The sequence below is a fragment of the Bacillus sp. N13C7 genome, from assembly GCF_026790065.1.
Taxonomy (GTDB): Bacteria; Bacillota; Bacilli; order Bacillales; family Bacillaceae; genus Bacillus.
Genome location: NZ_JALAMO010000013.1, coordinates 180,475 through 202,938 on the forward strand (window position 1 = coordinate 180,475; position 22,464 = coordinate 202,938).

The following is a 22,464-nucleotide window of genomic DNA, read 5'->3' on the forward strand; positions in this document are numbered from 1 at the left end:
GGGTCTCGAGGGACAACAAAAAGAAGTACATTTAAAGTGGAGGATATGGGCGATGTAGATAACTCTTGTAGTCTTAGTCGCTATAAATGACCGCTAATAAAACATTAGCGGTCATTTAGTATTTTCAGAGCCTATACTTGATGTCCACTAATGATTCTAAGCCTTGGGCTTAGAGTAAGAAAAAACGCTAAGCTGATTACATTCATTGGGATGTGATGAGATTGCATCCTACTGTTGGTTATGAAATGTTAAAGGGAAAAGGTTAGAATTTGGATCACGTGAGTCTGCGCCGTCCGCACCTTCAGGTGACTGGATATTATAAGCTTGAAAAATACATATCCATCTATACTTACACTAGAGGTTGCTAAAGATAAGTTACATCAACATTATGAGTTTGCATTAGAATGCTTGGAAGAATTGGATGAAGACACAACACTGTTGAATGAATTCACTAATTACATTGCTATGAGAATTAAATAGATGTTTGTGAAACATTACACTTAAAGTAAAGGGGGGCTTTAGTTTAATAAAGGACCCATACATATTAGACATGTATAATATATGTATGAGTCCTTATATTATCTATAATATTTTAATTTTAGTCTTGATAATACGGTACCTTTAGGGATCTGGATTCCAGCTTCTTTAATTGGATGTTGAAATACTAAAACCTGAGTTTCCCCCTCATTATCTCTTGTAACATAACGATAGGCTTTTTTAATTGGGTTCAAATGTATTCCTCCTATTAAACTTGTCCATTTAATTGATGTAGAGGAGCTTCAAAATGTAAACTCCTCTTTAATAAGTCTCAATATATACAGTGTCAGAATCCACAACGGTAACTTCTTTCACGATAAAGTTAACAATTGTTTTTTTATCATCAAGGGTTAAGTTATCTGCACCGATTGATTGAAAATAGTCGATGGCTCTCTTTAAAGCATTTTCACTTGAGCTTGTATCATCCAGGACTTTCATTTTTGATTGAATTTCGTTACACTTTTCAGTAAGCTGGTTTTGCTTCTTTTGCAGTTCAATAATTTGTGCTTTGATTTCATCTATGTCTAAATCATCGTCATCGCTTAGGCTGATTAGCGTTAAAAGACGCTTGCGGCCTTTTTTTGTTTTCTCTATCTCTTTTTGAATGAGTTCTAATTCATCAGACAGGTGATTTGATTGTTCAATCTCTTTAAAAGAAGCATACTTTTGGGGATTTGTGATGAATTTAAAAATCTCCCCCCATACATGACGGTTAAGCTTATTCTCAGACATTTCTTTTCCGCAGCCGCGGTCCTTTGCTCCAGAATAGTTTTTCCGGCAAGTATACACATAGTAGTCTTTACCGTGTGATTTTCTTTTCTTCCCTGTCATGGTATTTCCGCATTTCCCGCATCTAACCAAACCCGATAACAAGTAATTGTGAGGACTGATACTCAAGTGTTTTCTTTTACTTTGACCTAAGAGTTCTTGAGCATAATCCCATTGTTCAGCTGGAACAATTGCTGGAATTGCCACAGTGATTTGCTCTTCTTCAGGTCTAATTTTAATTATAGATTTGTTTCCTGCCTGTTTTGAAACATAGGAACCCTCTGTATCATATTTATACTGTCTATGTTCACCCTTATAAGAAGAGTTCATTAATATCTGTCGAACAACCTGCCTGTGCCATACTTTAGCGCCTTTTTTTGTTTTAACCCCCATCTGAGTTAAATGTAGAGCAATCCCATTTACTCTGCCGAAAAAAGGGCTTTTATGATCGGTGAAATAGTTAAAAATCATCCGAATGATTTTTGCTTCCTCTTCAAATATCTCAAGAGTTCTTTTCTCTTTAACAAATTTATAGCCATATAGTTTAGAATCTTTAATGATAATGCCTTTTTTCATTTTTTGAAGTCGACCACTTGATGTCCGTTCTTTGATTTTGGCTTTTTCAAATTCTGAGATTGCCCCGCGCATTGCGAAAAACAATTGACCTTCTGGAGAATTGGCGTACTCTCCATTAACAAAAATCAAGGGTATGTTTCGCTTTCGGAGTTCATCATCAATGATAAGCTGATTCATTAATTTCCGAGAAAGACGGTCCGGATCGTAACAAATGACTTGACTTATAAGCCCCTTGCTGGCATCCTCCCTCAAGCGATTCAAAGCCGGACGTTCTAAAAGCTCGCCAGAAAATCCTTCATCGGCATACTTCAGCACATCCTTAGTCCCTGCTTTCTTTATGCAGGCTTCGATCTGGCTGTCGATGCTCGATCCCTTGATCGCTTGTTCCTCGGTCGATACCCTTACATATATTGCTATCACCCTGGATCTCCTTCCTATAAAGTTTTATTAAATAATGATAGCAATCGTTAATGCATTTGTCAGCTTGCGGTCCCTCGATGATTATTACCTTCATAAAATGCATCACCCCTCGGGTAATGCTATGTAATAACTGTTTGTCCTAATGAGGTGATTTTCAATGAGTATGAAAAATTAGTAAAAAAAACCGATGGTAAAACCATCGGTTTTTTGACACTTACTAATCCCTCAACATAGTAAATCCATATCGTTAGTTATGAAAGCTTATTTTCATTACACTCTGTATATTCACTTTGCACCATTTCTATACGTTATAAGAAATATGGTAAAAAATGGTGAGATAAAACGATAAAGATACCTACCTGTTCATTTGGTATCCTCTTTCTTCAACTACCTCAATAAAATGGGCACTGTTTTTAGGTTATTAAACCACTGAATATTCACGTGTCACTTATTAAAATAGCCATATAATATAATGTCACTATCTAATTGTACTGTGTAGCAAAAGATCCTTCGTTGCATCAATGATGTCCCCATATTAATATAAAAACAGGAGCTCTCCTTTTTTAAAGGAAAGCTCCTAATTGTATAGTTGATTTATTCACAAATAAATAATCTGCAGGATTTTCAAAATTAATTGGTACAATATAATCTATCGCTTATTGTATAGTTTGTTCGATAATTAAAAATTCATCGTAAGATTCTTGGATAGTGTTCAACATGACCACCATTGATTCCAGCAAAAGCTGTACCTGCTCAGACGTTTTTGACTCCATTTTTCCAGGTATATTCACTTCCAAATATCCGTGATCTATCGTATGTTTTGGAACAACCCCCAACAACGCTTCTATTGAGTTAAACGTTCCAAATGTTACAGCCGATACACCAGCACAAACAATGTCCTTGCCATGTACGTCATAATTCGCATGACCCTCAGATCGATAAGACATGATGTTACCGTCAGAAATGCTTCTAGTAATTTCTACTTTAACCAATTCGCTGTACCTCCCTTCTAAATGGCACCTATCCTACATTACCATTCATAAAGTACCAGCGATCACCTCTATTATGAAGGTTCCCTTTTTTCTTCAGGGTGCTTAATTGTTTAAAAATAGCTTGGGAATTCGTTCTTCCGTTACTAATAAATTATTTGTTTTTGAATCCAAACAAGAAACAATCTTCTTTGCACTTATTCTTGGGCGTTCTTTTATACAAGTCTGGATGATGTCCTCAATTTTCATTGGATCCGGTTGCGATGCGGGGGTCGAGTCCGTACTGCGGTGGCAACCCTAGGTGATCGCGTAGTGTCTTTCCCTCGTAGCCGTCGTGGAAGAGGCCGCGTTCGCGCAGGATCGGAACGACGCGATCGACGAATTCGCCAATCTCGGTATGGAAGTCGTCAAAGTTCATCACGAATCCGTCAGCTGCCTCGGCTTCAAACCATTCCTGGAGGTGGTCAGCGGCCTGCTCGGCGGTGAAGCCGGTGAAGGGGGCGAATACGACGAACTTGATTTCCTCGCGGTCCCGGCCGGCCTGTACTGCGGACTCTCGCACGGTGTAGCGTAGGGCTCGGCTTTCTTCGATACTGGACGGCATTCCGATAACAACGTTGGCGTACATGCCGGCCGCTTGCAAGCCGTAGCCGCTGCTGGCGGGCATCATGATGACCGGCTGACCCTGCTCGGACGGTGGAACGGGGAGAGGTCCGCGTGCTCCGACGTGCTTTCCTTGCAGGTTGACCGGTCGGATATGGGCCGGGTTGGCGTACATGCCGGCTTGGTCAGGCTGGCCCGCCTCGTATCCCCAGCTTCCCCAGAGCGCTTGGACGACCTGAATCGTTTCGTGAAGACGTTCGTACTTATTCTCCCGGGGCGGTAGTTTCTTGCCGAAGTTCGCGAAGGCCTGAGGTTCGAAGCTTGGCACGGCGTTCCATCCGGCCCGGCCGCGGCTGAAGACATCGAGGGCCTTGAGTTGACGGGCCAGCAGGTACGGCTCGGTGAAGGAGGTGGACGCCGTGCCAATCAGTCCAATCCGTTCAGTCGCCTGGGCCACCGCCGAGAGGGTGATGATCGGGTCTATGTTGAACAGGGACGGTGACGTGGCCAGGTCTCCTTGCATGAAGAGACGGTCGGGCAGGAAGACGAACTGCATTCCACCTCGTTCCGCTGTCCGTACCTGCTCGACCGTGACATCGATGTTCGTAAAGGACCCGGGGTCCACGTGTGGCATGCGCCATGTGGCGGGGTTATTACCAAAGTTGTTTCCCAGGACCACGCCCAGGATCATGCGCTTGTTTTTCATTTTTCTATTATTCATTGATAAACCTTCTTTCTATTAGAATTATTTAGAGAATGTTGCCATCTTAGTAAAACAGCCATAATTGCAGGATTGCTAAGTAGCCATTCTCTTTACATCGCCCTGTCACTGAAGTGAAAACAACAGGTTCTCCTCCTGTAACATCAATAAATGAATGAGTTGACTACCCTATATTGCCTTTCAATACGTACCAGCGATCGCCGCTATTATGAAGATTTCCCCTTTTTTTCAGCATTCTTAATTGTTTAAAAATAGAAGCTTGCGAATTCGTTACTTCTCTTCCTTTGAATCCGTTTGTTTTTGAATCCAAACAAGAAACTACTTTCTTTGCACTTATTCCCGGGTGTTCTTTTATACAAGTGAGAATAATGTTCTCCATTTCCATTGGTCACAGCTCTCCTCTGTTTTATTACGGTGTAATTTAGCCACTTCAATTTTTAATCAGATAGAATATCTATTTTGTGGGTAAGGTAAACCTAAATTTCCACGCAGCGTGTTGGATTCATATTCTTTACGGAAAATTCCTTTTTCTTGTAGAATCGGGACCACATATTTAATAAAGTCTTGAAGGGTTTCCGGATGTGTTTGTCTAAGCAACATTAGGTCCATCGCCCCTGAGTAATACCACTTTTCAATCTCCTCTGCTACTTGTTCAGCTGATCCGAAGAATGGATTATCAGGCATTCTATAATAGGGAGGTAGCAACCGTTCCAATTCATCAACTTTTCTACGGGCATCTGCTTCTGTTTCCCCTACAATTGCATGTACAATTCGCGTGGCAAGTACATTATGTGGCGAACGCCCTGCCGCTTTTACTTTTTCTTTAAGTACATGAATAAACCGTTTTGCATATTCCAACTCTGTAGCATCCCCCATCATTACAGCCTCTGCATGATGTGCCGCAACATTCAGGAAAGCTTCTGATGTTCCGACTTGAATAATAACCGGCCTACCTTGAGGGGAACGAGTAATAGGGAGTGGACCATCCACGGAAAAATAGTGTCCTCTATAATTAATAGGGTGCATTTTTGTAGGATCAAGGAATATACCACTTCGTTTATCTCGGATAAACGCGTCATCTTCATAAGAATCCCAAAGCCTCTCAACGATTTCCATAAATTCCTTTTGCATTGGATACAAGTCTGATTTCGTAATATGTGATCGACTGAAATTATTTGCCCTACTACCGTCTAAAGATGTAACTGCATTCCAAGCTGCGCGCCCATGACTAATTTTGTCTAATGAAGCCATTTGCCTAGCTACGGTAAAAGGATCAGCAAAGGAAGTGGCGATAGTTGCTCCTAAGCCAATATTTTCTGTCATCATACTTAAAGCGGATAGAAGACTGACCCCCTCAAAAATGCTGAGATGCGTCGGCATACTCTCAGGTCCTATATGACTAAGATCCGTTATAAATAACATATCAAATTTTCCTGATTCAGCTAATTTGGCTTGCATCACTTGAAAGTCAATATTTTCACCCGCATCTGAAGGCACATTAGGATGTCTCCATGACGTATATCCCAAACCAACGCCATCCATAATAAATCCGATTTTCAACTGTCGTTTGCTCATGCGTTAATTACTCTCCTTTTGCTAGATAATCTGTTTTAAGATCGAATGCATCTGCTAATAATGAATATGCTTTTATACGCGCTTCCTGATTAGGGTAAAAATCAGCAAGCATAATTTCATCAACTTGTGTTTCTGCAGCCATTTCTTTCAACTTTGCCACTACCCTATCAACGCTTCCGATAACAAACCGATTTCGGTTGTGTAAACGCGCCTGTTCTTCAGCAAATGTATATTTATATTTTTTTGCTTCTTCGACAGATGGAAGGGGGAGATTAGTGATGCCTGTCATCATTCTTGCCCACATAATTTCTACCGGTTTAGCTAATTCCTGCGCCTTTTCCTCTGTTTCGGCTGTAATGACAATAGAGGTTAGAATACTTTTGGGCTCTTGTCGATACTTTGAAGGAACAAATTTCTCCCGATATTCTCTGAGTACCGGGACAGCGAGATTCGGTGCCAGGTGTGAAGCAAATACAAAGCCAAGCCCTTGTTGAATGGCATATTGCACCCCTTCTTGACTGGATCCCAACATAAACAGTTCGGGAGTTAAAGAGGCATCCCCTGGCAGTTTGATATTACGGAATGGGTGTTCCTCTTCGAAATCACGGGAAAAATAGGACAGTAATTGGTCTAATTGTTCTCCAAAGTCATCGGCTAAAAATCCTTGTTGTGATCGTTGTAATGCCAGGGCGGTTATTCCATCTATTCCTGAAGCCCTTCCTAATCCAAGATCTATTCTCTGTGGGTATAGTGATTCAAGAAGAAGGTAATTTTCCGCAACTTTCAATGGGCTGTAATTGGGCAGCATAATGCCCCCTGATCCGATACGCATATGCTTGGTATGTGTTGCTGCATACTACTCAATAGGTCAGGTGCCATACTCAAAATATGAAGTGAACTATGATGTTCGGTAAACCAATAACGTGTAAAGCCTAACTGTTCGGCTAGTTGGATAAGTTCTGTCGTGTTACGAACGCTATCGGCAGTTTTTTCATCTTGAAAGATGTGAACGTAGTCCAATATTGATAATTTTAAATTACTACTCATACTTAACTCTCCTTGAAATTTTTTTATTTTCATACTGAGAAATTAGTTCTTTGAGATATTCAATTTCTATAACGTTATAAATTCGTATCCGCTAAGGGCCCCTGCTGACAAAACATTAATGTGGCGCATTCTTCACCTTTGGGTTGATAACAACGCAGCGAATAAAAAATGCCAGGACGATATGGAACTTTTAATATTTAGGTTGCTAAATAATTATTTAGCAACCTAAATATAACGAAGAGAAAACTTATAACAGGTTTCTCTCCATTCGCTTCATAAGTTCCCTTAAAATTAAGCGTTCTTCCGGTAAGATTGAGTCAAGTAGTTTTTCTTGCTGTTGTTTCCATATCAACTCAACGGGTTTCTCTAATTCTTTACCTTTGTCTGTTAGAAAAATCCGCATAACCCTTGCATCGCGTTCGTCACGTTTACGGTATATAAATCCGTTTTGCTCCAATGATTTAACCATATTTGTTACCGTAGGCGGTTCACATTTTAAATGTTCACATAGCTGCATTTGTGTTACCCCATCGCCTAACCATAAACGAAAGAGTAAATTATCTTGGCCTACATAAAGATTAAGTTCTCTTAGACTTTCACTATAATCTCGACGCATTTGAAATGAAATTTTATCTAACGACTGACGGATATCGCAATCAACCTTATCATACATAGATATGCCTCCACCACTAAAACTTATTTAGCAGACTAACTGTATCACGGTTAAAATTTTGTTGTCAATTTAAAGGCATCCTCACATTATTAACGGGCTGTAACTATCCAGAACGGAGGGAAAATTATAGAACCAACAATCATATAAGAGAGCATTTTTCTTAGAGTTCTATGTAGTTTTTTCTGTTTGGGTGACGTATCAGCATAATGTAAATTAAATTGCATTAATTTTCATTCTATAAACTGGACCGTATGTGGAAGACCTTTCATCTCACTATTTTTTACAGTTTGTTCAAAGAAGATAATTGCTACACAGTATAAATATACTGCATCGAAGTCTAACTCGGATACTACGTTCATGACTACTTGTTTTTGTGATGCGTCATTACCAGCAACTGCCATTGCTATTCATTCACTAGTATCTGCGGATGTTCCTTCATTTTCTACGTATAGGCTAATAGGTTGTTGAATGCTTTAATGATAGGTCTCCCTAATTGATTTGAAACCCAAACACTTTCAACCATTCCGTTCTCGATTTCTTCAATTTTGTCGTCTCTAAAAGGATAATAATTTGCAGTATCTACAATGATTACTTCCTCTCCGACTTGATCGATAATGTTCCGAATGCTTGGCATTGCTTTTGTAGGAAGAGATATGATACGAACATCAATATTTTTAATTGCATCCTCTACGCGCACCGGTGTTCCAGCAAGCTCTTTTCCTTCTAAATATTCAATTCCCCTTGCATCTGCAATTTTGACATCATGCCATTCTTAGAATAATTGAGCCAATTGATCCTACACCTATAATTCCAAACGAATTGATTATTGAATATTTCTTTAACATATACTAGAATAAAACCATTTCTCATCTTTTTAAAGTGGGCAATTAAAATTGCCGTAGTACATTCTTTTGTACTTAACAGTAGAAAGTAGGTGAAAAGGTGTCCAGAATATGTAAGGGTGGATTTGACAAAGAGTATATAAAGGAACAAAGAGAAGTATATGGTATTGCCTATGCCCAAAATATGCTTTCAGGACGCTGGAAGTATATTATTCTTTGGTTTTTAAAAACAAAAGAACGTCGTTATAGCGAAATTAAAGCTTTTTTATGGGATATTTCACAAGGTTCTCTTACAAAACAGTTGAGAGAACTAGAAACAGATGGATTAATTAAGCGAGAGGTTTTTCCTGAGGTACCTCCACGTGTAGAGTATTCACTAACCTCAAAAGGGAAGGAATTCATTCCTATAATTGATTTAATGGAAGAGCTCGGGAAGAAGTTTGGAGAGCAGGTAGACTAATTTTACGATAAGAGTTTGTGAAGAAATGTATTAAAGTAACGGGGGCAAGAGTTAACAGATCAGAAGCTGTCTAACATGGCAGCTTCTTTTTATTAACTAAGCAGGATAACACAACAATAGCTTCCTTTTTTAAGGACATGTGCCGGCTTAATCATCTTTTGTTTGTTCCATTTACATTCTTTTTCAAATCCGTCTAGCCATCTTTTTACCTGCTTTTTGCTATTAAGTACAAAAAAATGTACTACGGACATTTAAATTGCCCTCTTCATAAATTATGAGTAATGATTTTATTATAATCTATGCAAGCCATACTTAGTTTCAAACCTTAAGAAAGGAAGAATGTCAATATATGAATACTACAATTGAATTACTTAGTAATCATGCATCCATACGTTCTTTTACAAATCAACCATTGACAGAGGAGCAACGAGAAGCAATTTTTAAGGCAGCTAATCAAACATCATCTTTCAGCCTTCTCCAAGCCGTTTCAATCATTAGAATAACAGATCCAGATCTTCGAAAAAAAGTGATGGAGCTTTCTGCGAATCAGCCTTATATTGAAGAAGCAGCAGAGTTTTGGATTTTTTGTGCGGACTTTAACCGAAATCATCAAATTGCTCCCGATGTAGACCTTGAGTATATTGAATACCTTTTAATAGGTACATTTGATGCTGGACTAATGGCTCAAAGTGCTTTGACCGCAGCCGAATCAATGGGACTCGGTGGTGTATATATCGGTGGAGTAAGACTTCATATTAACGAACTAACTAAGGTATTACACTTACCGAAGCATGTGGTTCCTTTAGTTGGGCTATGCATAGGCCATCCTGCTGAAGAGAAACCTGGACTAAAACCACGTTTGCCTCAATCAATGGTCATGTTTGATAATCAATATCAATCGCTAGATGAAGAAAAATTAGCAACCTATGATCAACAGATGCGTGAGTACTACCGAAACCGTCCTGTTAAAGCGCCTTTCACCGTGAAAAAAGTAAAGGGATGGAAAGATCATATTGAGGACCACCTTGAAAGAAGCAAACTCCCCTTCATGCTTGAGTATTTAAATAAACAGGGATTTGCTAAAAAATAAAATTTTTGCAATCCAAAAAAGAGGAAGAGTTTTAACGCTCTTCCTCTTTATGCACCAACTCGATCTGCAGCAATTTTAAAATCATCTTTCGAAGCACTATTTTCACCATTAAAGTGAGTAAGTGTTAAGATGCTACTTAACACAATTACTGTCAATATAATCTGGCTGATTTTCATTTATAATCTCTCCTTTCTTCTTATTATTCTGAAATCTGCCCCTACCTCTCAGAAAAAGAAATTATTTTTAATGAGCCATCTCCATAACTATTTTGATTTAACTGAAACTAAAAAGTTATTGCGGTCTGACCGAAAATTTAAATTGCGGTGCCCTATTGCCTTTTTCTGCGAACAAAAACTTGTTAATATTTACATTACTAGTAGAGTTAAGGGAAGGGTGAATATCTTGATATCAATCACATCAGCTGAAGTGGGAATGAAAATTAATGAATGGCATAGGCATATTCAAAAATTCAACGTTACTGATGCTGAAATGTTAAAAGCTGAAAAAGAACGTGATATAGAGGTTATGGAAGAAGATCAAGATTTGCTTATTTATTATCAATTGATGGCCTTTCGCCATAAGATCATGTTGGAATACACGCTGCCATCTGATGAAAACCGAATGGAGCTTTCAGAATATTTAAAGAAAATCGAAGGCCATAAGAAAAAACTAGATAATATGCGAGCTTATTATTATAACTTCTTCCGTGGGATGTATGAGTTTAGAAACGGTGAATATACAAAGGCTATTACATATTATAAAAAAGCTGAACGTAAAATTCCTTCGATCTCCGACAAGATTGAAAAAGCAGAGTTTTATTTTAAGTTATCCGAAGTCTATTATCATATGAAAATGACTCACATCTCAATGCACTATGCTGAACTTTCATACAATATCTATAAGAAACACGAGCTTTATTCTGTTCGGCGTATTCAATGTCATTTTGTGATTGCCGGCAACTACGATGACCTTGAAAATCATGAAAAAGCTCTCCCCCACCTTCAAGAAGCTTTAAAAGGTGCCGAGCTGCTTAAAAGTAAAAATACTCACATCTATGCCACTGCATTTTTCAATCTCGGCAACTGCTATCACAAAATGGACAACTTAAATAAGGCTGCACGTTACATCGAACAAGCCTTGGTTCAATACAGAAAAATAAACTCTGACGTACTTCCGCAAGCTTATCATGACCTAGCGTTGATTTATTTTAAACAAGGGAAAAAAGAACAAGCAATGGATTGCTTCCGCAAAGGAATCAGAAGTGCTGTAGATTTTAAAGACGAACTTTTTATGAACTTATTTGAAGCATTAGACGTTCTTTATATAAGAAATGGCGATACACCTAAACTCCTCAACATTTTCTCTCGTTTAGAGAATGGCAAAGGATACCCTTATCTGGAAGAGCTGGCATTGTTAGGAGGCAACCTTTTCGATTATAATGGAAAAATAGAGGATAGTATCATCTGTTTCAAGAAGATGGTATATGCTCAAAAGCAAATATCGAAAGGGGAATGCATGTATGAAATCTAAATTGTTTATCAGTTTATCCGCCGTTTTAATTGGACTTGCCTTTTTCGGATCTATGTCTAATGGCGAAATGAAGGAAGCATCCCGGAATGTAACTCTAGCACCTACTCATGAATTCCTTGTTTGATTCGATAAACAACATTAGTTCTGATTCCCTTTAGCCGTTTCATAACGGCTTTTTCTTATTTCTGATACTGAAAAAATCCATCATACATAAAGCTTTTGAGGTGAACATTTTGGACTTATTTGATGAATGCTTAGAAGCTCTAGGGAAAAACAAAGAAATCTTATCAGAGGAATTAACGGCAAAATATTATGAACTGCTTTCAAACAGTTTTCCCTTTACATCTTGGGGACGAATTAAGTGGGAAGAAGTTTGTTGTCACCAATCTATAGATTACGAGGAAGAGATTTACGATTGGCTAGCTAAAAAACATTTTAAAGATAGAAACATTATCATCCTTTGGGGTTATGGAGAACAGCCAGCATTAAAAACCAGTATTGAGCATGCATTAAATGTAATTGATAATGTAACTGCCGTTGGATCAGATACTTTTATGTTTAGTGAATCTGGCTACGTTATCGAATTTTTTCATGATGGCGATGTTACAATTGGAAAGTCCCCTTTCATTGAAAGGATTAACAAATAGGTAAAATGACACAGATCTAACGATTCATTTCCACCCTTTGATCCACATAACAGTTAGTTTCATCATTCTTCCATGGTAATATTTTGTTATATGATTAAATGAGAGGGTTTGATTATGAAAGTCTTTGAAGCTAAAACACTTATGTCTGAAGCTACAGACCGCGCCAAAGAATATAAAGAACTAAGGACGCAAATGGTCAACTTGAGAATAGCTTTACAAAGCGTCGCTGAACTGGATGACAGCGAATTCTCTGGTAAAGGCGCTAATAACATTAAAGCATTCTATCACGATCATGTTGGTGTCACTGATCAATGGATTGACTACATTGACATGAAAATCGCATTCTTTAACAGCATTGCCGGAGCTGTCGAGGACAAGGGCCTCTCTGATGCTTATATTGAAGAGTCTTTTTTAGAACATGAACTGGCTAACGCCCATAAAAAATCAAAGTCCATCATGTCTGAACAGAAAAAAGCCATGAAAGATATCCTAAACGACATTGACGACATCCTTCCGCTCGACTTGTTTTCAACAGAAAACTTCAAGAATGAGCTTGCAGATGCCAATGACAAACGTAAAAAAACCATTGAAAAACTAGGTGACCTTGACGAAGATTTACTGACAGAATATGCCCTGTCAGAGCCAAATGAACAATTCATCAAGTCAGATTTCCAAAAGCTCCAAGAAGCAACAGGCAAAGGCAAAAACGCTACGCCCATCCACTACAACGCTAAGGCGTACCGTGAGAGTGACATACATAAGAAAAAAGGCGATATTGAAATGCGTACAGAAGCTTATTTGACGATTAAGAAGAAAGAAGAAAAAGAACGGGAAATCGAAAAGCTGAAAGAAAGACTGGAAAATTACGACTATGCTGATGCAGATGAATTCTATTCAATGGCTAAAACTATTGGTTACGAGAACCTAACAGAGGATCAGCAAAGGTATTTCACACAGATTGAAAACACACATGAACTCACGGAGGGCTTCAAAGGAGTCGGTGTCGGTCTTTATGATGTTGGAAAAGATACTGTAATTGGTTTAAAAGACTTAGCTGTCGGTGCCTGGGAATTCTCCCAACTCTCTGATAAGCAAAAAGTTGCCACAACAATTAGTACTGTGTTGAATACACCTTCATATGCTAAAATCATATGGCAAAATATAGCTGATTCATGGAATGATAAATTTATAAACGGTGATACATACTCAAAGGCACACTATGTTACCTATGTAATCGGCAATCTAGTTGGATTAAAAGGCGCAGGATCTGCTGTAAAAGTATCTAGTAAGATTGCCAAAACTGGCGCAACTAAGGTAGATAAAGTTTTGGAAGCTGGAGAAAAGACAGCAACTAACCATGTAAATAAAGGAATCTCTAAAGGAAAAAAATACATCAAATCCTTATCTGGAAATAAAGATGAACTGGCTCTTGTAGGAATAGCTCAAGATATAGAGAACACTTACAATGTAAAGAATACATCTATATTAAAAAAAGAGATTCAATCCAAACAAGATCAATTCGTCCAAGCTGCACCATATACGCATAAAGATGCATTCGGCAACACTGTCACAACCAACTTAAAAAATGGACATTTAAAAAATGATGTTCACCCTGTAACCGGAGTACCTTATGATAAAGATGGCTTCCCAATTTTTGATCCAGTTGCCGAAGTAAAGATTGATAAATCATTATATCTACAGAAAGATACTGTACAATTTAAAAAAGCCACTGAACTGTTACAGCAAGAAATTAATAAAAATCCTGAGTTGAAAAAACACTTTACAGAAATGCAGTTAAAACAGATTTCAAAAGGCAAAAAACCAAAAGGTTTTACATGGCATCACCATCAAAATGAAGGTATAATGCAGCTAGTAGATGCAGATATTCATGGTAAGACAGGACATACTGGTGGAAGAAACATATGGGGCGGAGGTTCCAAATACAGATAAAAGGAGTTTATTAAAATGGTGGAATGGGATTTCGGAGAGCAACCTGTTAGTAACGAGGAGATTATTGAAGTAGAAAACACGTTACAAGTAAAGTTCCCAAAAGATTATTTAGAATATGTCAAAATCTATTCTGGCGCTACCCCCTCTCCTGAAACTTTTGATCTTGAAGATAGGGAAGGAATTGCATTCGGATACTTACATAGCTTCCATAAAGAAAGTGAATCATATATAGTTAACGTTTCTAATCGTTATCGAGACGGCAGAATGCCAGATAAAGTAATACCGATTGCCGATGACGTGTTTGGCAATGAAATCTGCTTCGATTTTAGAAAAGGACTCAGTAGTCCTTCTATTGTATTTTGGGATCATGAAATGGCATTTGAAGATCCTGAAAGAGCTTTAAGTCCTGTATGTGATTCATTTACAGAGTTGGTTAATAAACTATACGAGGAATAAACGGATAAGACCTTTCCCCTTCTTTTTGAGGAGAAAGGCTCTTTTTATTTAATACAAGGGATAACTTTGCTCGGTATATAACAAGTAGGAGGTTAAACAATGCAAAGTATTAAATGGAGAAAACGAAGCACCTTTCAAGAGGCGACAAACAGTCAGATCAAAGAGGTAGAAGAGAAATTAAAAATCAAGTTCCCGACAGATTACAAAGAATTCATTAAAGACCATAATGGATGTTCCCCTATAGATAAAAAGGTTGTTTTATTCCAAGATTCTCGAGAATCAATCAACAATTTACTGAGCATAGGAGATCCTACTTGGCCAATTGATCTCCTTAGTACCATTGATAATGTTAAAGACCGGTTAGTTGATAAGATCATACCTTTTGCTACAGATGCAGGGGGAAACCTCTTTTGTTTTGATTACAGAATGTCTTCTCAAGAACCCGTAATTGTTTTTTGGGATCATGAGATAGCTTATGAAGATAAGGAAAGTTCCATTAGCTATGTTTGTGATTCATTTACAGAGTTGATTAATAAACTATACGAGGGATAAACGGATAAAGCCTTTCCCCTTCTTTTTGAGAAGAGAGTATTAAAAGGTGGAAAGCCCTTCTCGTTATGAGAGGCTTTAATTCGGTGTAAAAATGAAATGGATAATAAAAATAAAGAATTAATTAATTATTTCTTTAAGGTTGTGGGTGATGAACGATTTATACAAATTTTAGAGAAATTCTCCAACGGAGAAGGTTATGGTATAGAGAATGTTTGGTGTGTATTTGCTGATGACTACAAAGAGTGGGAAGAAGATTACTTTGGAGATGAGGGTATAGCTTTTTATTTCGATTACCCAGCAGTCGAAGAAGATGAAGAAGTCATATTAGATTACGAAAATTTTTATAAATATTTAAATGAAATTGTTGGTCAATATGTAGAACGACACCTAGACAATAAATTAGAAGTAGAAAAATACATGGGAACCATTAAAGAGATATATAATATTAAGCTATAAGGAAAAGCTGAATATTTCTATGTTGTACATTGTTATGTTATTTTAAAGCACCATGAAATTTCTAAGGGGCTTTGTTCTATTTCAAGAAGGCTTCGCTTTGAGCAAATGGTAAGGCTATAACTGGACGTGATATGTTCAGGAATAAAGTCTTCAAAGAAAGGCAAGAACATAGCCTCAGTAGCGCAAAATGTTGGTTCCTTTTGGAGTACGCAGAATTAACAAAAGCTTAACTCCAAGTCAGGTTTTTAAGTTAACGAATCCTAAACTAACAACAAAAATCCAGAGCTTTATCAACCTGAATTACCTTTGTCCTAAAGGAGTATACTTTGGTGATTAGGAGAGATTGTCTAATGGGCGTTACACAAGAAAATAAAGTAATTGCTAGAACAGTTTTAGGAGCTTTTGGAGGTAAACCGAAAGTGACGAAATATTGGGATGATAACGAGAATAGCAACATAGATATTTTATCGGTTAGTGACCAGCCTCAGGAAGGTATCACGTCATATGCAACTCTAGGCTTGTCGGATCATTCTATTAATTATGAGGTGAATGGCACTCCGTTGCGGATAGAAATCGTAGCTGCAATGGAGTCAGCTTCAGACATATATGCTAATGTTTTATCAACTTGTGCCTTTAATATAATCAACTCAAATTTCACTTGTGCACCAGGTGTTATTTTTAAAAATGTGATTAGTATGTATGATCAGGAAACCGACATGAGACATGTTATGTTCGTTTCCCCATTTCTGTGGGAGGAAGATTTAGAGCTACTTGAATTTAGCAACAAAAATGTTACTTGGCTAATGGCTTTACCTATTTCAGAAGGAGAATTGCAAGTAGCTGAACAACACGGTCCAGACCATTTACAAGATCTTTTGGAATCAAAGCAGATTGATATTTTTGATATAAAGAGAGAATCTGTTGCTTAAATAACATTCATTCAAAATTGATGTTTTATTTAATAAAGAAGAGTACTTTACAAGTCCCTCTTAATGGGGGCTTATTCCAACCAACCATATAAAAAAGAGAGGAAGTACCATGGATGAAAGTTATGATTTCTTAGACGAATTAGTAAATTTTTTAGGTGGAACATTTCATCAAGATATCCAATCGCCTGAACACGCATTAGACGAATTTATTGAGGAAATTAGTAAAGAAGGTTTGCTATTTACAGTAAAGTATTGCGAAGAGTTTCTAAATAGCAATCTAACTAAAGAAGAAAAGGAAGACATTATAAAGTGTAATGCAGAAATATATTTCCCGACAATTGGATTACCACCAATAGAATGGTTGAAAAGTGTAATAGAACAACTAAAAGAAGCTATTTAAAAAAAACACTGAAAGGCCCCCATTTTATGAGAGGGCCTTTTATATTACTTCAATTTTAGCTTTAGTCTTAGGACCATAAATGTCGTCCTAAGTAACCTACACATAGACTAAAATCGTTTGACGCACTCTTGTGTTCTGCGAAACCTTATTTCACTAGCAAAAGTAGACCCTAATAAAAGAACTCCACCTATAATTTGTAATAGCGTGAATTGCTCTTGTAATACTAGACCAGAAATGAGAATAGCAACAAATGGGTCAACATAACTCAACACAGCTATGCTCTGACCTTTTAATTTTTCCATGCCAGAGAAGAACAACCAGAACCCTATTCCTGTGTTTACAATCCCCAGAAAGATTATAAAAGGAATTGATGATGATGATACACTTAGCATGTTAAGTCCTTCTGTAATAAGGACGTATGGTAGAAGAATTAAAGCTGTGACCAACAGTTGGATAATGGTTACTTCCAGCCGATTCATCTCTTTAATAAACTTATTTAACAACATTAACGCAGCATAAAATGCAGCTGCAATTAACCCCAAAATAATCCCAATTAAATCCTCTCTTCCGGATGCACTAACACCATTTCCGACAATGAACATCATCCCTAATACTGCTACGAAGATACATATCACTTTTTTAAATGAGAGTTTTTCCTTTAAAAAAATAGGTGAAAGTAACATCACAAAAACAGGTGCAAAATAATAACCTAACGTGGCATTCGTTAGTGTTGTATACTCATAGGATTGATAAAGAAATATCCAATTTCCTCCCAAAGCAATACCCGATAAAAAAAGAAATATCCCACAACTTTTTATTTTTTGCCACGAGAAGCTTTTTCTCTTATTAATAAACACAAGTGTTAAAAAGAGAAAACCAATTGAGCTACTTAAAAATGCTGTTTCACTCGAAGATAAGTCAATGTATCTCACAATTAAACCAATTGTACCAAAAATAATCATTGATAATATAAACTGTATGCTAGATTTCATTTTCTACTCCTTCGAATCTGCGAAACAGCTTATATTTCGCAGATTCTTAATCTGTTTTAAATATAAGCGTGTTTATGAGCAGAAACGGTGGTGGTGGAGAAGTAGCAAGTCTAACACTCGGATTTGTCATTGAATTTGATAATGGCATAAATAAACCAACCTCCAGTTTTTTTTGGTTAGATAAGTATATAATAAAAATATTTGGATGTATATTAAGAATTTTTGGATATAAAGGTTGTAATGGCTAATGGCAAAAGTCACTCAACCAAAATTGTGCTATTTAAAAGGATAAGGAGCTGTTTTATTATTCTTAGAGCTTGTTCAGTTCCTCTTTGATAGAGCTTCAAGTTTGGCTTTAGTCTTAGGTCCATAAATTCCATCAGCAGATAGTCCATGCATCAACTGAAATCGTCTAACTGCATCTGCTGTTTTCGGTTCATATACGCCGTCGATACCGTTATTCTTCGCTCCTTTGTCTGGGTAGAAATAAAGAGCCGCAAGTGCTTTTTGAATCTGCCTTACGTCGTCTCCTTTTCGCATCGGGCTTGTCACTTTATAGATGCCAGAAGGCAGCGTATATGACGTTTTCTTGCTGCTTGAGCTTGTTGTTTTCTTTTTGGCTGTGCTTGTTTTACTTGTGCTTGTTTTCCCACCTAGCGCCTTTAATTCTTTTTCAATGGCAGCCTTAACTTGATCCCATCTTCCCTCTGACAAAATACGGTGTGGGCAATACTTACCGTTCCAGTCTTGATGCTTGCGGACACGGTCAACATCCCAGCCGCGTTCTTTAAGCAGCTGTGCCACAAACTTAATAGCAAGCTTTTCCGCTGCCTTATATCGTGCCCCTCCTGACTTGCTATAACAAATTTCGACACCAATCGACTTACGATTCCCTGTACCGTTTGTTCCATCTCCTGTGTGCCATGCATTTCGATTCGTTGGAATTCCTTGAATGACTTGTTTATCGTCTACCGCAAAGTGAAAACTCGTTGAGCTAGAGTTATTCTTCATGTAAGAGATTTCATTAGCTGCTGAAGCATCATTCGCAGTGTTATGAATAGTGATATATTCAGCTTTCAAAGGGTTTGGACATTTCAATCCATATTTTGATTTAGAGACTAGATTCTTAACAACTTTAATGGCCATATATCCTCTCTCCCTCTGTCTGTGTAATAAAAAAGCCACTGGCTTAGCCAGCAGCTTTGTCTGCGTTATTCTTACTCTGTTCTTTTTCGTTCTCAATTGTTTGTAATCGATCTGTTATGGTTGAAGGGATTTTAACACCGATCTGTGCTAAGTTTTCAGTTATTGACAATCCTTCATTAGCGATATAAAAAAGAACGGTACCAAAGGTTAGGACGCCGTTTAAATTGAGGACTGTATCAATAACGTTTGCTAAAATGACCGCAAAGAAATTAAGTAGTTTGCGGACATATCCAAACCATGCGCTCCGGCTTCGCAGCTTTTTGAATTTCCATGCATTGATTACTCCTGTTAAAACGTCAATTATGCTAAGAACTAGAAGTAAATCAAGGTACTTCACCCCTCCAAATAAATATACTCTTGCTAAATCTAATGTTTCAAAATTGATAAACAAACTTGTCTCCTCCATTTCTAATCACCTCCTCCGAGGCAATAAAAAAGGACAGCCGGATTTTATGAGACGGCCGTCCCTCTAACTGAAAAGTTTCCATTTGTTAAAGCTGTAAGCTCCATGACAATTTCTTTAAAACCAGTAATGTTAAAAGACCAAGCTTCAGATTTTCCTTTTGTGCTAGTGGCAAACGTTCCATCATCCACTTTCTGCCCCTCAAGGCTCTTTTTGTTCCCGATAAGGATTTACCCCAGAACTTCAATTCACTTGTCTCAGCCGTCCCATAACCCTCAATGAGTAACGTTTTGAATGATCCAACGGTGAATGGGTTACCCTCACCTATGGTTTCTGTTTTATCGTGAAAAACAATATCCATTGTTTTTGCTTGAGTGTCTAATGAGCTAAGATCCAAGCCTTCAGTCTGAACTTTTAAACGACCATCATTAGTTAACCCGCTTTTATCTAACTGGACTGAGAGCGGAGCAACTGCTGTAATAGGAACAGTGTCGTTAATGTTTATATCCTCTTCACCTGCGCCCAGTGACTGGTAAAGTAAGAATTCTGATTGCTGTAGGTTACCATTTGCGTATCTGAAACGGAAATAACGTTTAGTTAAATGAATCCATTCAGTCTCGCCATGCGTATTTCTTTAACGACCAATGAAGAGACTGTAGTCCAAGAATTCATATCGTTACTTTCTTCAATAAATAAGGTACCTTCACGATCAGAATAAGCGTGACCTTTTACTTTTGAAATTAAAACCTGACTTAATCGATCTTGGCCATATTGCGTGTACACTTCGGTCGCTTTTAAGACTGCGTTTGTCAGCAGCTCCGCATTACCTGAAATAGTAGCCAAGGGCACTATAAAATCTCTGTTCCCTCTTTGTGTGAAAAAACGTTATTCAGAAATGTTGTGTTTATCGATGTGTCTTTCCTGCATATTGAACTGACCGATGTGATCTTTGAAAAATGTGATTGATAAACGCCGATTTCAGCTGTGCTGTCATTGTATAACAAAAGCTTAGGACATCAGGCGACGAGCTGTATAGGCTGCCGCCTTAATGCCTGTTTCCAAATCCGTAAGAGATGCATAGGAATATGACAGCCTGATGCTGTTTCGGTCTTCGCCGTCATAAATGAATCCGGGATTCACCAGCACCTGCTGTTTCAGCAAGTCATGAAAGAAACGGCTGATAGGCAAGGGTTTGTTGAATGTAACCCAAATATAAAAGCCTCCGGCGGGAGTTGTCCACGTCGCGATGTCCCCTGCATACTGCTCAAGAAAACGAAGCGCCGCGTCTCTCCTTTGTTTTAGCTCCCTGCGTATCCATGTCAGATGCTCTTCATAATACCCCTGTGACAGCCATTCGGCAGCCGCCCACTGAGACAGGCCGCTCGATCCGTAGTCTGTCTGCATTTTAATGTCGGCCAGCCTTTCAATGACCGGCTCCGGTCCGGCCAGCCAGCCGATTCGAAGGCCGGGACTCACTGTTTTTGAAAAAGTGCCCAGATACAGAATATTGCCTTCTTGATCCATTGCTTTTAACGGCTGAGGCGGTTTTTCTTCAAACCATAAATCACCGTATGCATCATCCTCAATGATCGGCAGCTGCTCTTTTTTTGAAATACAGATGATCTCTTTCCTTCGCTGCTTTGACATGACAGTGCCTGTCGGATTATGAAACGACGGAATCGTGTACAGCAGCTGTCCTCCGTATTGTTTTCGATAAGAAGAAACAAGCCCCGGTTTGATGCCTTCTTCATCCATCGGCAAGCCGCGAAGACGCATCCCCGCTGATTGAAACACATGCAAAGATTGAAGATAAGAAGGCTTTTCAGTCAAAATGATAGAGCCTCGTTTTAAAAGACCGATCGAGATGAGCTGAAGTGCCTGAAGCGCGCCGGATACAATTAAAATCGCTGACGGTGACACATGGATCTGCTTTCGTTTTAAATGCTCCGCCACTGCTTCCCTCAGATGACGGTTTCCTTTCGGCTGCTCGTACCCTAAAGACAGCGCGTGCGGATTGATCTGCTGAAACATCCGGCGCATTGCGTCAATAGGCAGCAGATCCGGTGAAAGCTCACCTGTGCCCAATCTGATGATATCCGCTCTTGGTTCGTTTTGATTAATATCCTGAATGATAGAATTATTAGGGTGATGAATGCCTGAGCGGACATAATCGCCCCAATCGAGCGGAGGCTCAGCCGCCAGCACGCTCCAAGTACTGTTTACAACCTTCGTGCCCCCTCCTCTTCTCCCCTCTAACAGGCCTTGAGACGTGAGTTCATCAATGGCTTCTGTCACAGTGCTGCGGTTGACTTGAAACATGGCGGCCATTGTTCTCTGTGAAGGGATTTTCGTCCCTACAGCCCACTCTCCGTGAAGAATTTTGTCTTTCATATATTGTTCGATCTGTCGATGCAGCGGAATATCCGAATCTCGGCTTGGCTGCCATTGTGACATGGTCATGCCCCCCTTTTTTCACATTATACATTTGGCTGGTCTCAAACCCAACCAAATGGCCGGAGACTTAGGTAAACATCTCCCTTATGATTGAAAAAACAGATGTGAAGGGAGTTTTTTCAACATGAATGCAATCATTCACGGCGTTGTGCTTGCGTTTGGTTTAATTTTGCCGCTGGGGGCGCAGA

The 22,464-nt window shown here is 38.5% G+C and carries 23 protein-coding genes and 6 pseudogenes; 13 read left to right on the plus strand and 16 right to left on the minus strand.

From position 1 onward, the window contains the following. Nucleotides 1–611 precede the first annotated feature (611 nt). The 10 genes and pseudogenes from MOB98_RS15460 to MOB98_RS15505 all read right to left on the minus strand — a co-directional run. A pseudogene (locus MOB98_RS15460) lies at nucleotides 612–731 on the minus strand (DNA mismatch repair protein MutT); the annotation flags it as partial. Nucleotides 732–798: 67 nt separating this feature from the next. Further along, complete coding sequence (gene spoIVCA / locus MOB98_RS15465) at nucleotides 799–2,259, minus strand: site-specific DNA recombinase SpoIVCA (RefSeq protein WP_268367182.1); 1,461 nt, start codon at nucleotides 2,257–2,259, stop codon at nucleotides 799–801. Next, nucleotides 2,217–2,395 (minus strand): annotated as a pseudogene (locus tag MOB98_RS20840) (hypothetical protein). Before MOB98_RS20840 ends, spoIVCA begins: the two are co-directional and overlap by 43 nt. A gap of 562 nt (nucleotides 2,396–2,957) precedes the next feature. Next, the gene (locus tag MOB98_RS15475; RefSeq protein ID WP_268359931.1) at nucleotides 2,958–3,293 is read right to left on the minus strand and encodes a ribosomal-processing cysteine protease Prp; all 336 of its coding nucleotides are present in this window, start codon (nucleotides 3,291–3,293) and stop codon (nucleotides 2,958–2,960) included. Between the two features lie 235 nt (nucleotides 3,294–3,528). Beyond that, entirely contained in the window at nucleotides 3,529–4,614 is a 1,086-nt protein-coding gene (locus MOB98_RS15480) for an LLM class flavin-dependent oxidoreductase (protein WP_268359932.1), read from the minus strand. A 163-nt stretch (nucleotides 4,615–4,777) separates the two neighbouring features. Beyond that, nucleotides 4,778–4,999, minus strand: coding sequence for a hypothetical protein (locus MOB98_RS15485; RefSeq protein WP_268359933.1), 222 nt, complete (start codon nucleotides 4,997–4,999; stop codon nucleotides 4,778–4,780). 56 nt (nucleotides 5,000–5,055) lie between these two features. After that, complete coding sequence (locus MOB98_RS15490) at nucleotides 5,056–6,189, minus strand: NtaA/DmoA family FMN-dependent monooxygenase (RefSeq protein ID WP_268359935.1); 1,134 nt, start codon at nucleotides 6,187–6,189, stop codon at nucleotides 5,056–5,058. A gap of 7 nt (nucleotides 6,190–6,196) precedes the next feature. Next, nucleotides 6,197–6,997, minus strand: a complete 801-nt coding sequence (locus MOB98_RS15495; RefSeq protein WP_268359936.1) for an MsnO8 family LLM class oxidoreductase — start codon at nucleotides 6,995–6,997, stop codon at nucleotides 6,197–6,199. A gap of 486 nt (nucleotides 6,998–7,483) precedes the next feature. Continuing rightward, a complete protein-coding gene (locus MOB98_RS15500) occupies nucleotides 7,484–7,909 on the minus strand; it encodes a MarR family transcriptional regulator (RefSeq protein WP_268359937.1) in 426 nt (141 codons plus the stop codon). A gap of 323 nt (nucleotides 7,910–8,232) precedes the next feature. Beyond that, nucleotides 8,233–8,754: pseudogene (locus MOB98_RS15505) on the minus strand (NADPH-dependent F420 reductase); the annotation flags it as partial. Between the two features lie 97 nt (nucleotides 8,755–8,851). Here MOB98_RS15505 and MOB98_RS15510 point away from each other — a divergent pair. Together MOB98_RS15510 and nfsA are read left to right on the plus strand one after the other, a co-directional pair. Next, nucleotides 8,852–9,211 carry a winged helix-turn-helix transcriptional regulator gene (locus tag MOB98_RS15510; RefSeq protein WP_268359938.1) on the plus strand — a complete coding sequence of 120 codons (360 nt, stop codon included), beginning with the start codon at nucleotides 8,852–8,854 and terminating at the stop codon, nucleotides 9,209–9,211. 349 nt (nucleotides 9,212–9,560) lie between these two features. Further along, on the plus strand, nucleotides 9,561–10,301 hold the full coding sequence (gene nfsA / locus MOB98_RS15515) for an oxygen-insensitive NADPH nitroreductase (RefSeq protein WP_268359940.1): 741 nt from the start codon (nucleotides 9,561–9,563) through the stop codon (nucleotides 10,299–10,301). A gap of 47 nt (nucleotides 10,302–10,348) precedes the next feature. Here nfsA and MOB98_RS15520 read toward each other — a convergent pair whose 3' ends face one another. After that, nucleotides 10,349–10,477: a hypothetical protein gene (locus MOB98_RS15520; protein WP_268359942.1), complete on the minus strand. Its 129-nt coding sequence runs from the start codon at nucleotides 10,475–10,477 to the stop codon at nucleotides 10,349–10,351. A gap of 226 nt (nucleotides 10,478–10,703) precedes the next feature. On the opposite strand from MOB98_RS15520, the gene rapE reads away from it, so the two are divergent. The 9 genes from rapE to MOB98_RS15570 all read left to right on the plus strand — a co-directional run bounded on the left by rapE (nucleotide 10,704) and on the right by MOB98_RS15570 (nucleotide 17,221). Beyond that, entirely contained in the window at nucleotides 10,704–11,831 is a 1,128-nt protein-coding gene (gene rapE, locus MOB98_RS15525; RefSeq protein ID WP_268359944.1) for a response regulator aspartate phosphatase RapE, read from the plus strand. After that, nucleotides 11,821–11,955 (plus strand): phosphatase RapE inhibitor PhrE, encoded by a 135-nt coding sequence (gene phrE / locus MOB98_RS15530; protein ID WP_014114495.1) that lies wholly within the window; start codon nucleotides 11,821–11,823, stop codon nucleotides 11,953–11,955. The genes rapE and phrE overlap by 11 nt, the downstream gene beginning before the upstream one ends. A 109-nt stretch (nucleotides 11,956–12,064) precedes the next feature. Beyond that, nucleotides 12,065–12,478 carry a hypothetical protein gene (locus MOB98_RS20910; RefSeq protein WP_419901007.1) on the plus strand — a complete coding sequence of 138 codons (414 nt, stop codon included), beginning with the start codon at nucleotides 12,065–12,067 and terminating at the stop codon, nucleotides 12,476–12,478. A gap of 114 nt (nucleotides 12,479–12,592) precedes the next feature. Then, nucleotides 12,593–14,428 (plus strand): T7SS effector LXG polymorphic toxin, encoded by a 1,836-nt coding sequence (locus tag MOB98_RS15540; RefSeq protein ID WP_268359946.1) that lies wholly within the window; start codon nucleotides 12,593–12,595, stop codon nucleotides 14,426–14,428. A 15-nt stretch (nucleotides 14,429–14,443) separates the two neighbouring features. Beyond that, a complete protein-coding gene (locus tag MOB98_RS15545) occupies nucleotides 14,444–14,884 on the plus strand; it encodes an SMI1/KNR4 family protein (RefSeq protein ID WP_020956118.1) in 441 nt (146 codons plus the stop codon). Nucleotides 14,885–14,983: 99 nt separating this feature from the next. Continuing rightward, entirely contained in the window at nucleotides 14,984–15,436 is a 453-nt protein-coding gene (locus MOB98_RS15550) for an SMI1/KNR4 family protein (RefSeq protein ID WP_268367176.1), read from the plus strand. Nucleotides 15,437–15,532: 96 nt separating this feature from the next. Next, entirely contained in the window at nucleotides 15,533–15,892 is a 360-nt protein-coding gene (cdiI, locus tag MOB98_RS15555; protein WP_268359949.1) for a ribonuclease toxin immunity protein CdiI, read from the plus strand. Between the two features lie 350 nt (nucleotides 15,893–16,242). Continuing rightward, nucleotides 16,243–16,821: a type VII secretion system immunity protein YqcF gene (gene yqcF / locus MOB98_RS15565; RefSeq protein WP_268359950.1), complete on the plus strand. Its 579-nt coding sequence runs from the start codon at nucleotides 16,243–16,245 to the stop codon at nucleotides 16,819–16,821. A 109-nt stretch (nucleotides 16,822–16,930) separates the two neighbouring features. Next, complete coding sequence (locus MOB98_RS15570; protein ID WP_268359951.1) at nucleotides 16,931–17,221, plus strand: contact-dependent growth inhibition system immunity protein; 291 nt, start codon at nucleotides 16,931–16,933, stop codon at nucleotides 17,219–17,221. Nucleotides 17,222–17,328: 107 nt separating this feature from the next. Here the strand turns inward: MOB98_RS15570 and MOB98_RS15575 are convergent, their stop codons facing one another. From MOB98_RS15575 to xepA, 4 genes and pseudogenes are all read right to left on the minus strand, one after another. Next, nucleotides 17,329–18,213, minus strand: a complete 885-nt coding sequence (locus MOB98_RS15575) for an EamA family transporter (RefSeq protein WP_268359952.1) — start codon at nucleotides 18,211–18,213, stop codon at nucleotides 17,329–17,331. Nucleotides 18,214–18,534: 321 nt separating this feature from the next. Next, complete coding sequence (locus tag MOB98_RS15580) at nucleotides 18,535–19,359, minus strand: N-acetylmuramoyl-L-alanine amidase (protein ID WP_268359953.1); 825 nt, start codon at nucleotides 19,357–19,359, stop codon at nucleotides 18,535–18,537. 43 nt (nucleotides 19,360–19,402) lie between these two features. After that, a complete protein-coding gene (locus MOB98_RS15585; protein WP_268359954.1) occupies nucleotides 19,403–19,825 on the minus strand; it encodes a phage holin family protein in 423 nt (140 codons plus the stop codon). 44 nt (nucleotides 19,826–19,869) lie between these two features. Then, a pseudogene (gene xepA / locus MOB98_RS15590) lies at nucleotides 19,870–20,695 on the minus strand (phage-like element PBSX protein XepA); the annotation flags it as partial. Here xepA and MOB98_RS15595 point away from each other — a divergent pair. Then, nucleotides 20,684–20,817: pseudogene (locus MOB98_RS15595) on the plus strand (pentapeptide repeat-containing protein); the annotation flags it as partial. The pseudogenes xepA and MOB98_RS15595 overlap by 12 nt on opposite strands. 13 nt (nucleotides 20,818–20,830) lie before the next feature. On the opposite strand, the gene MOB98_RS15600 reads toward MOB98_RS15595, so the two are convergent. Continuing rightward, nucleotides 20,831–22,282 carry a PLP-dependent aminotransferase family protein gene (locus MOB98_RS15600; protein ID WP_268367175.1) on the minus strand — a complete coding sequence of 484 codons (1,452 nt, stop codon included), beginning with the start codon at nucleotides 22,280–22,282 and terminating at the stop codon, nucleotides 20,831–20,833. An 80-nt stretch (nucleotides 22,283–22,362) separates the two neighbouring features. Here MOB98_RS15600 and MOB98_RS15605 point away from each other — a divergent pair. Further along, nucleotides 22,363–22,464, plus strand: a pseudogene (locus tag MOB98_RS15605) (amino acid transporter); the annotation flags it as partial.

Excerpts from the sequence above, each read along its gene's own strand:
- cdiI (WP_268359949.1), top strand. The coding sequence starts at position 15,533 with ATGGATAATAAAAATAAAGAATTAATTAATTATTTCTTTAAGGTTGTG.
- MOB98_RS15545 (WP_020956118.1), top strand. The coding sequence starts at position 14,444 with ATGGTGGAATGGGATTTCGGAGAGCAACCTGTTAGTAACGAGGAGATT.
- MOB98_RS15480 (WP_268359932.1), bottom strand. The coding sequence starts at position 4,614 with ATGAATAATAGAAAAATGAAAAACAAGCGCATGATCCTGGGCGTGGTC.
- MOB98_RS15540 (WP_268359946.1), top strand. The coding sequence starts at position 12,593 with ATGAAAGTCTTTGAAGCTAAAACACTTATGTCTGAAGCTACAGACCGC.
- nfsA (WP_268359940.1), top strand. The coding sequence starts at position 9,561 with ATGAATACTACAATTGAATTACTTAGTAATCATGCATCCATACGTTCT.
- MOB98_RS15495 (WP_268359936.1), bottom strand. The coding sequence starts at position 6,997 with ATGCTGCCCAATTACAGCCCATTGAAAGTTGCGGAAAATTACCTTCTT.
- yqcF (WP_268359950.1), top strand. The coding sequence starts at position 16,243 with ATGGGCGTTACACAAGAAAATAAAGTAATTGCTAGAACAGTTTTAGGA.
- MOB98_RS15575 (WP_268359952.1), bottom strand. The coding sequence starts at position 18,213 with ATGAAATCTAGCATACAGTTTATATTATCAATGATTATTTTTGGTACA.
- MOB98_RS15520 (WP_268359942.1), bottom strand. The coding sequence starts at position 10,477 with ATGAAAATCAGCCAGATTATATTGACAGTAATTGTGTTAAGTAGCATC.
- MOB98_RS15585 (WP_268359954.1), bottom strand. The coding sequence starts at position 19,825 with ATGGAGGAGACAAGTTTGTTTATCAATTTTGAAACATTAGATTTAGCA.
- MOB98_RS15485 (WP_268359933.1), bottom strand. The coding sequence starts at position 4,999 with ATGGAAATGGAGAACATTATTCTCACTTGTATAAAAGAACACCCGGGA.
- MOB98_RS15570 (WP_268359951.1), top strand. The coding sequence starts at position 16,931 with ATGGATGAAAGTTATGATTTCTTAGACGAATTAGTAAATTTTTTAGGT.
- MOB98_RS15600 (WP_268367175.1), bottom strand. The coding sequence starts at position 22,282 with ATGACCATGTCACAATGGCAGCCAAGCCGAGATTCGGATATTCCGCTG.
- MOB98_RS15580 (WP_268359953.1), bottom strand. The coding sequence starts at position 19,359 with ATGGCCATTAAAGTTGTTAAGAATCTAGTCTCTAAATCAAAATATGGA.
- MOB98_RS15490 (WP_268359935.1), bottom strand. The coding sequence starts at position 6,189 with ATGAGCAAACGACAGTTGAAAATCGGATTTATTATGGATGGCGTTGGT.
- MOB98_RS15550 (WP_268367176.1), top strand. The coding sequence starts at position 14,984 with ATGCAAAGTATTAAATGGAGAAAACGAAGCACCTTTCAAGAGGCGACA.
- phrE (WP_014114495.1), top strand. The coding sequence starts at position 11,821 with ATGAAATCTAAATTGTTTATCAGTTTATCCGCCGTTTTAATTGGACTT.
- MOB98_RS15500 (WP_268359937.1), bottom strand. The coding sequence starts at position 7,909 with ATGTATGATAAGGTTGATTGCGATATCCGTCAGTCGTTAGATAAAATT.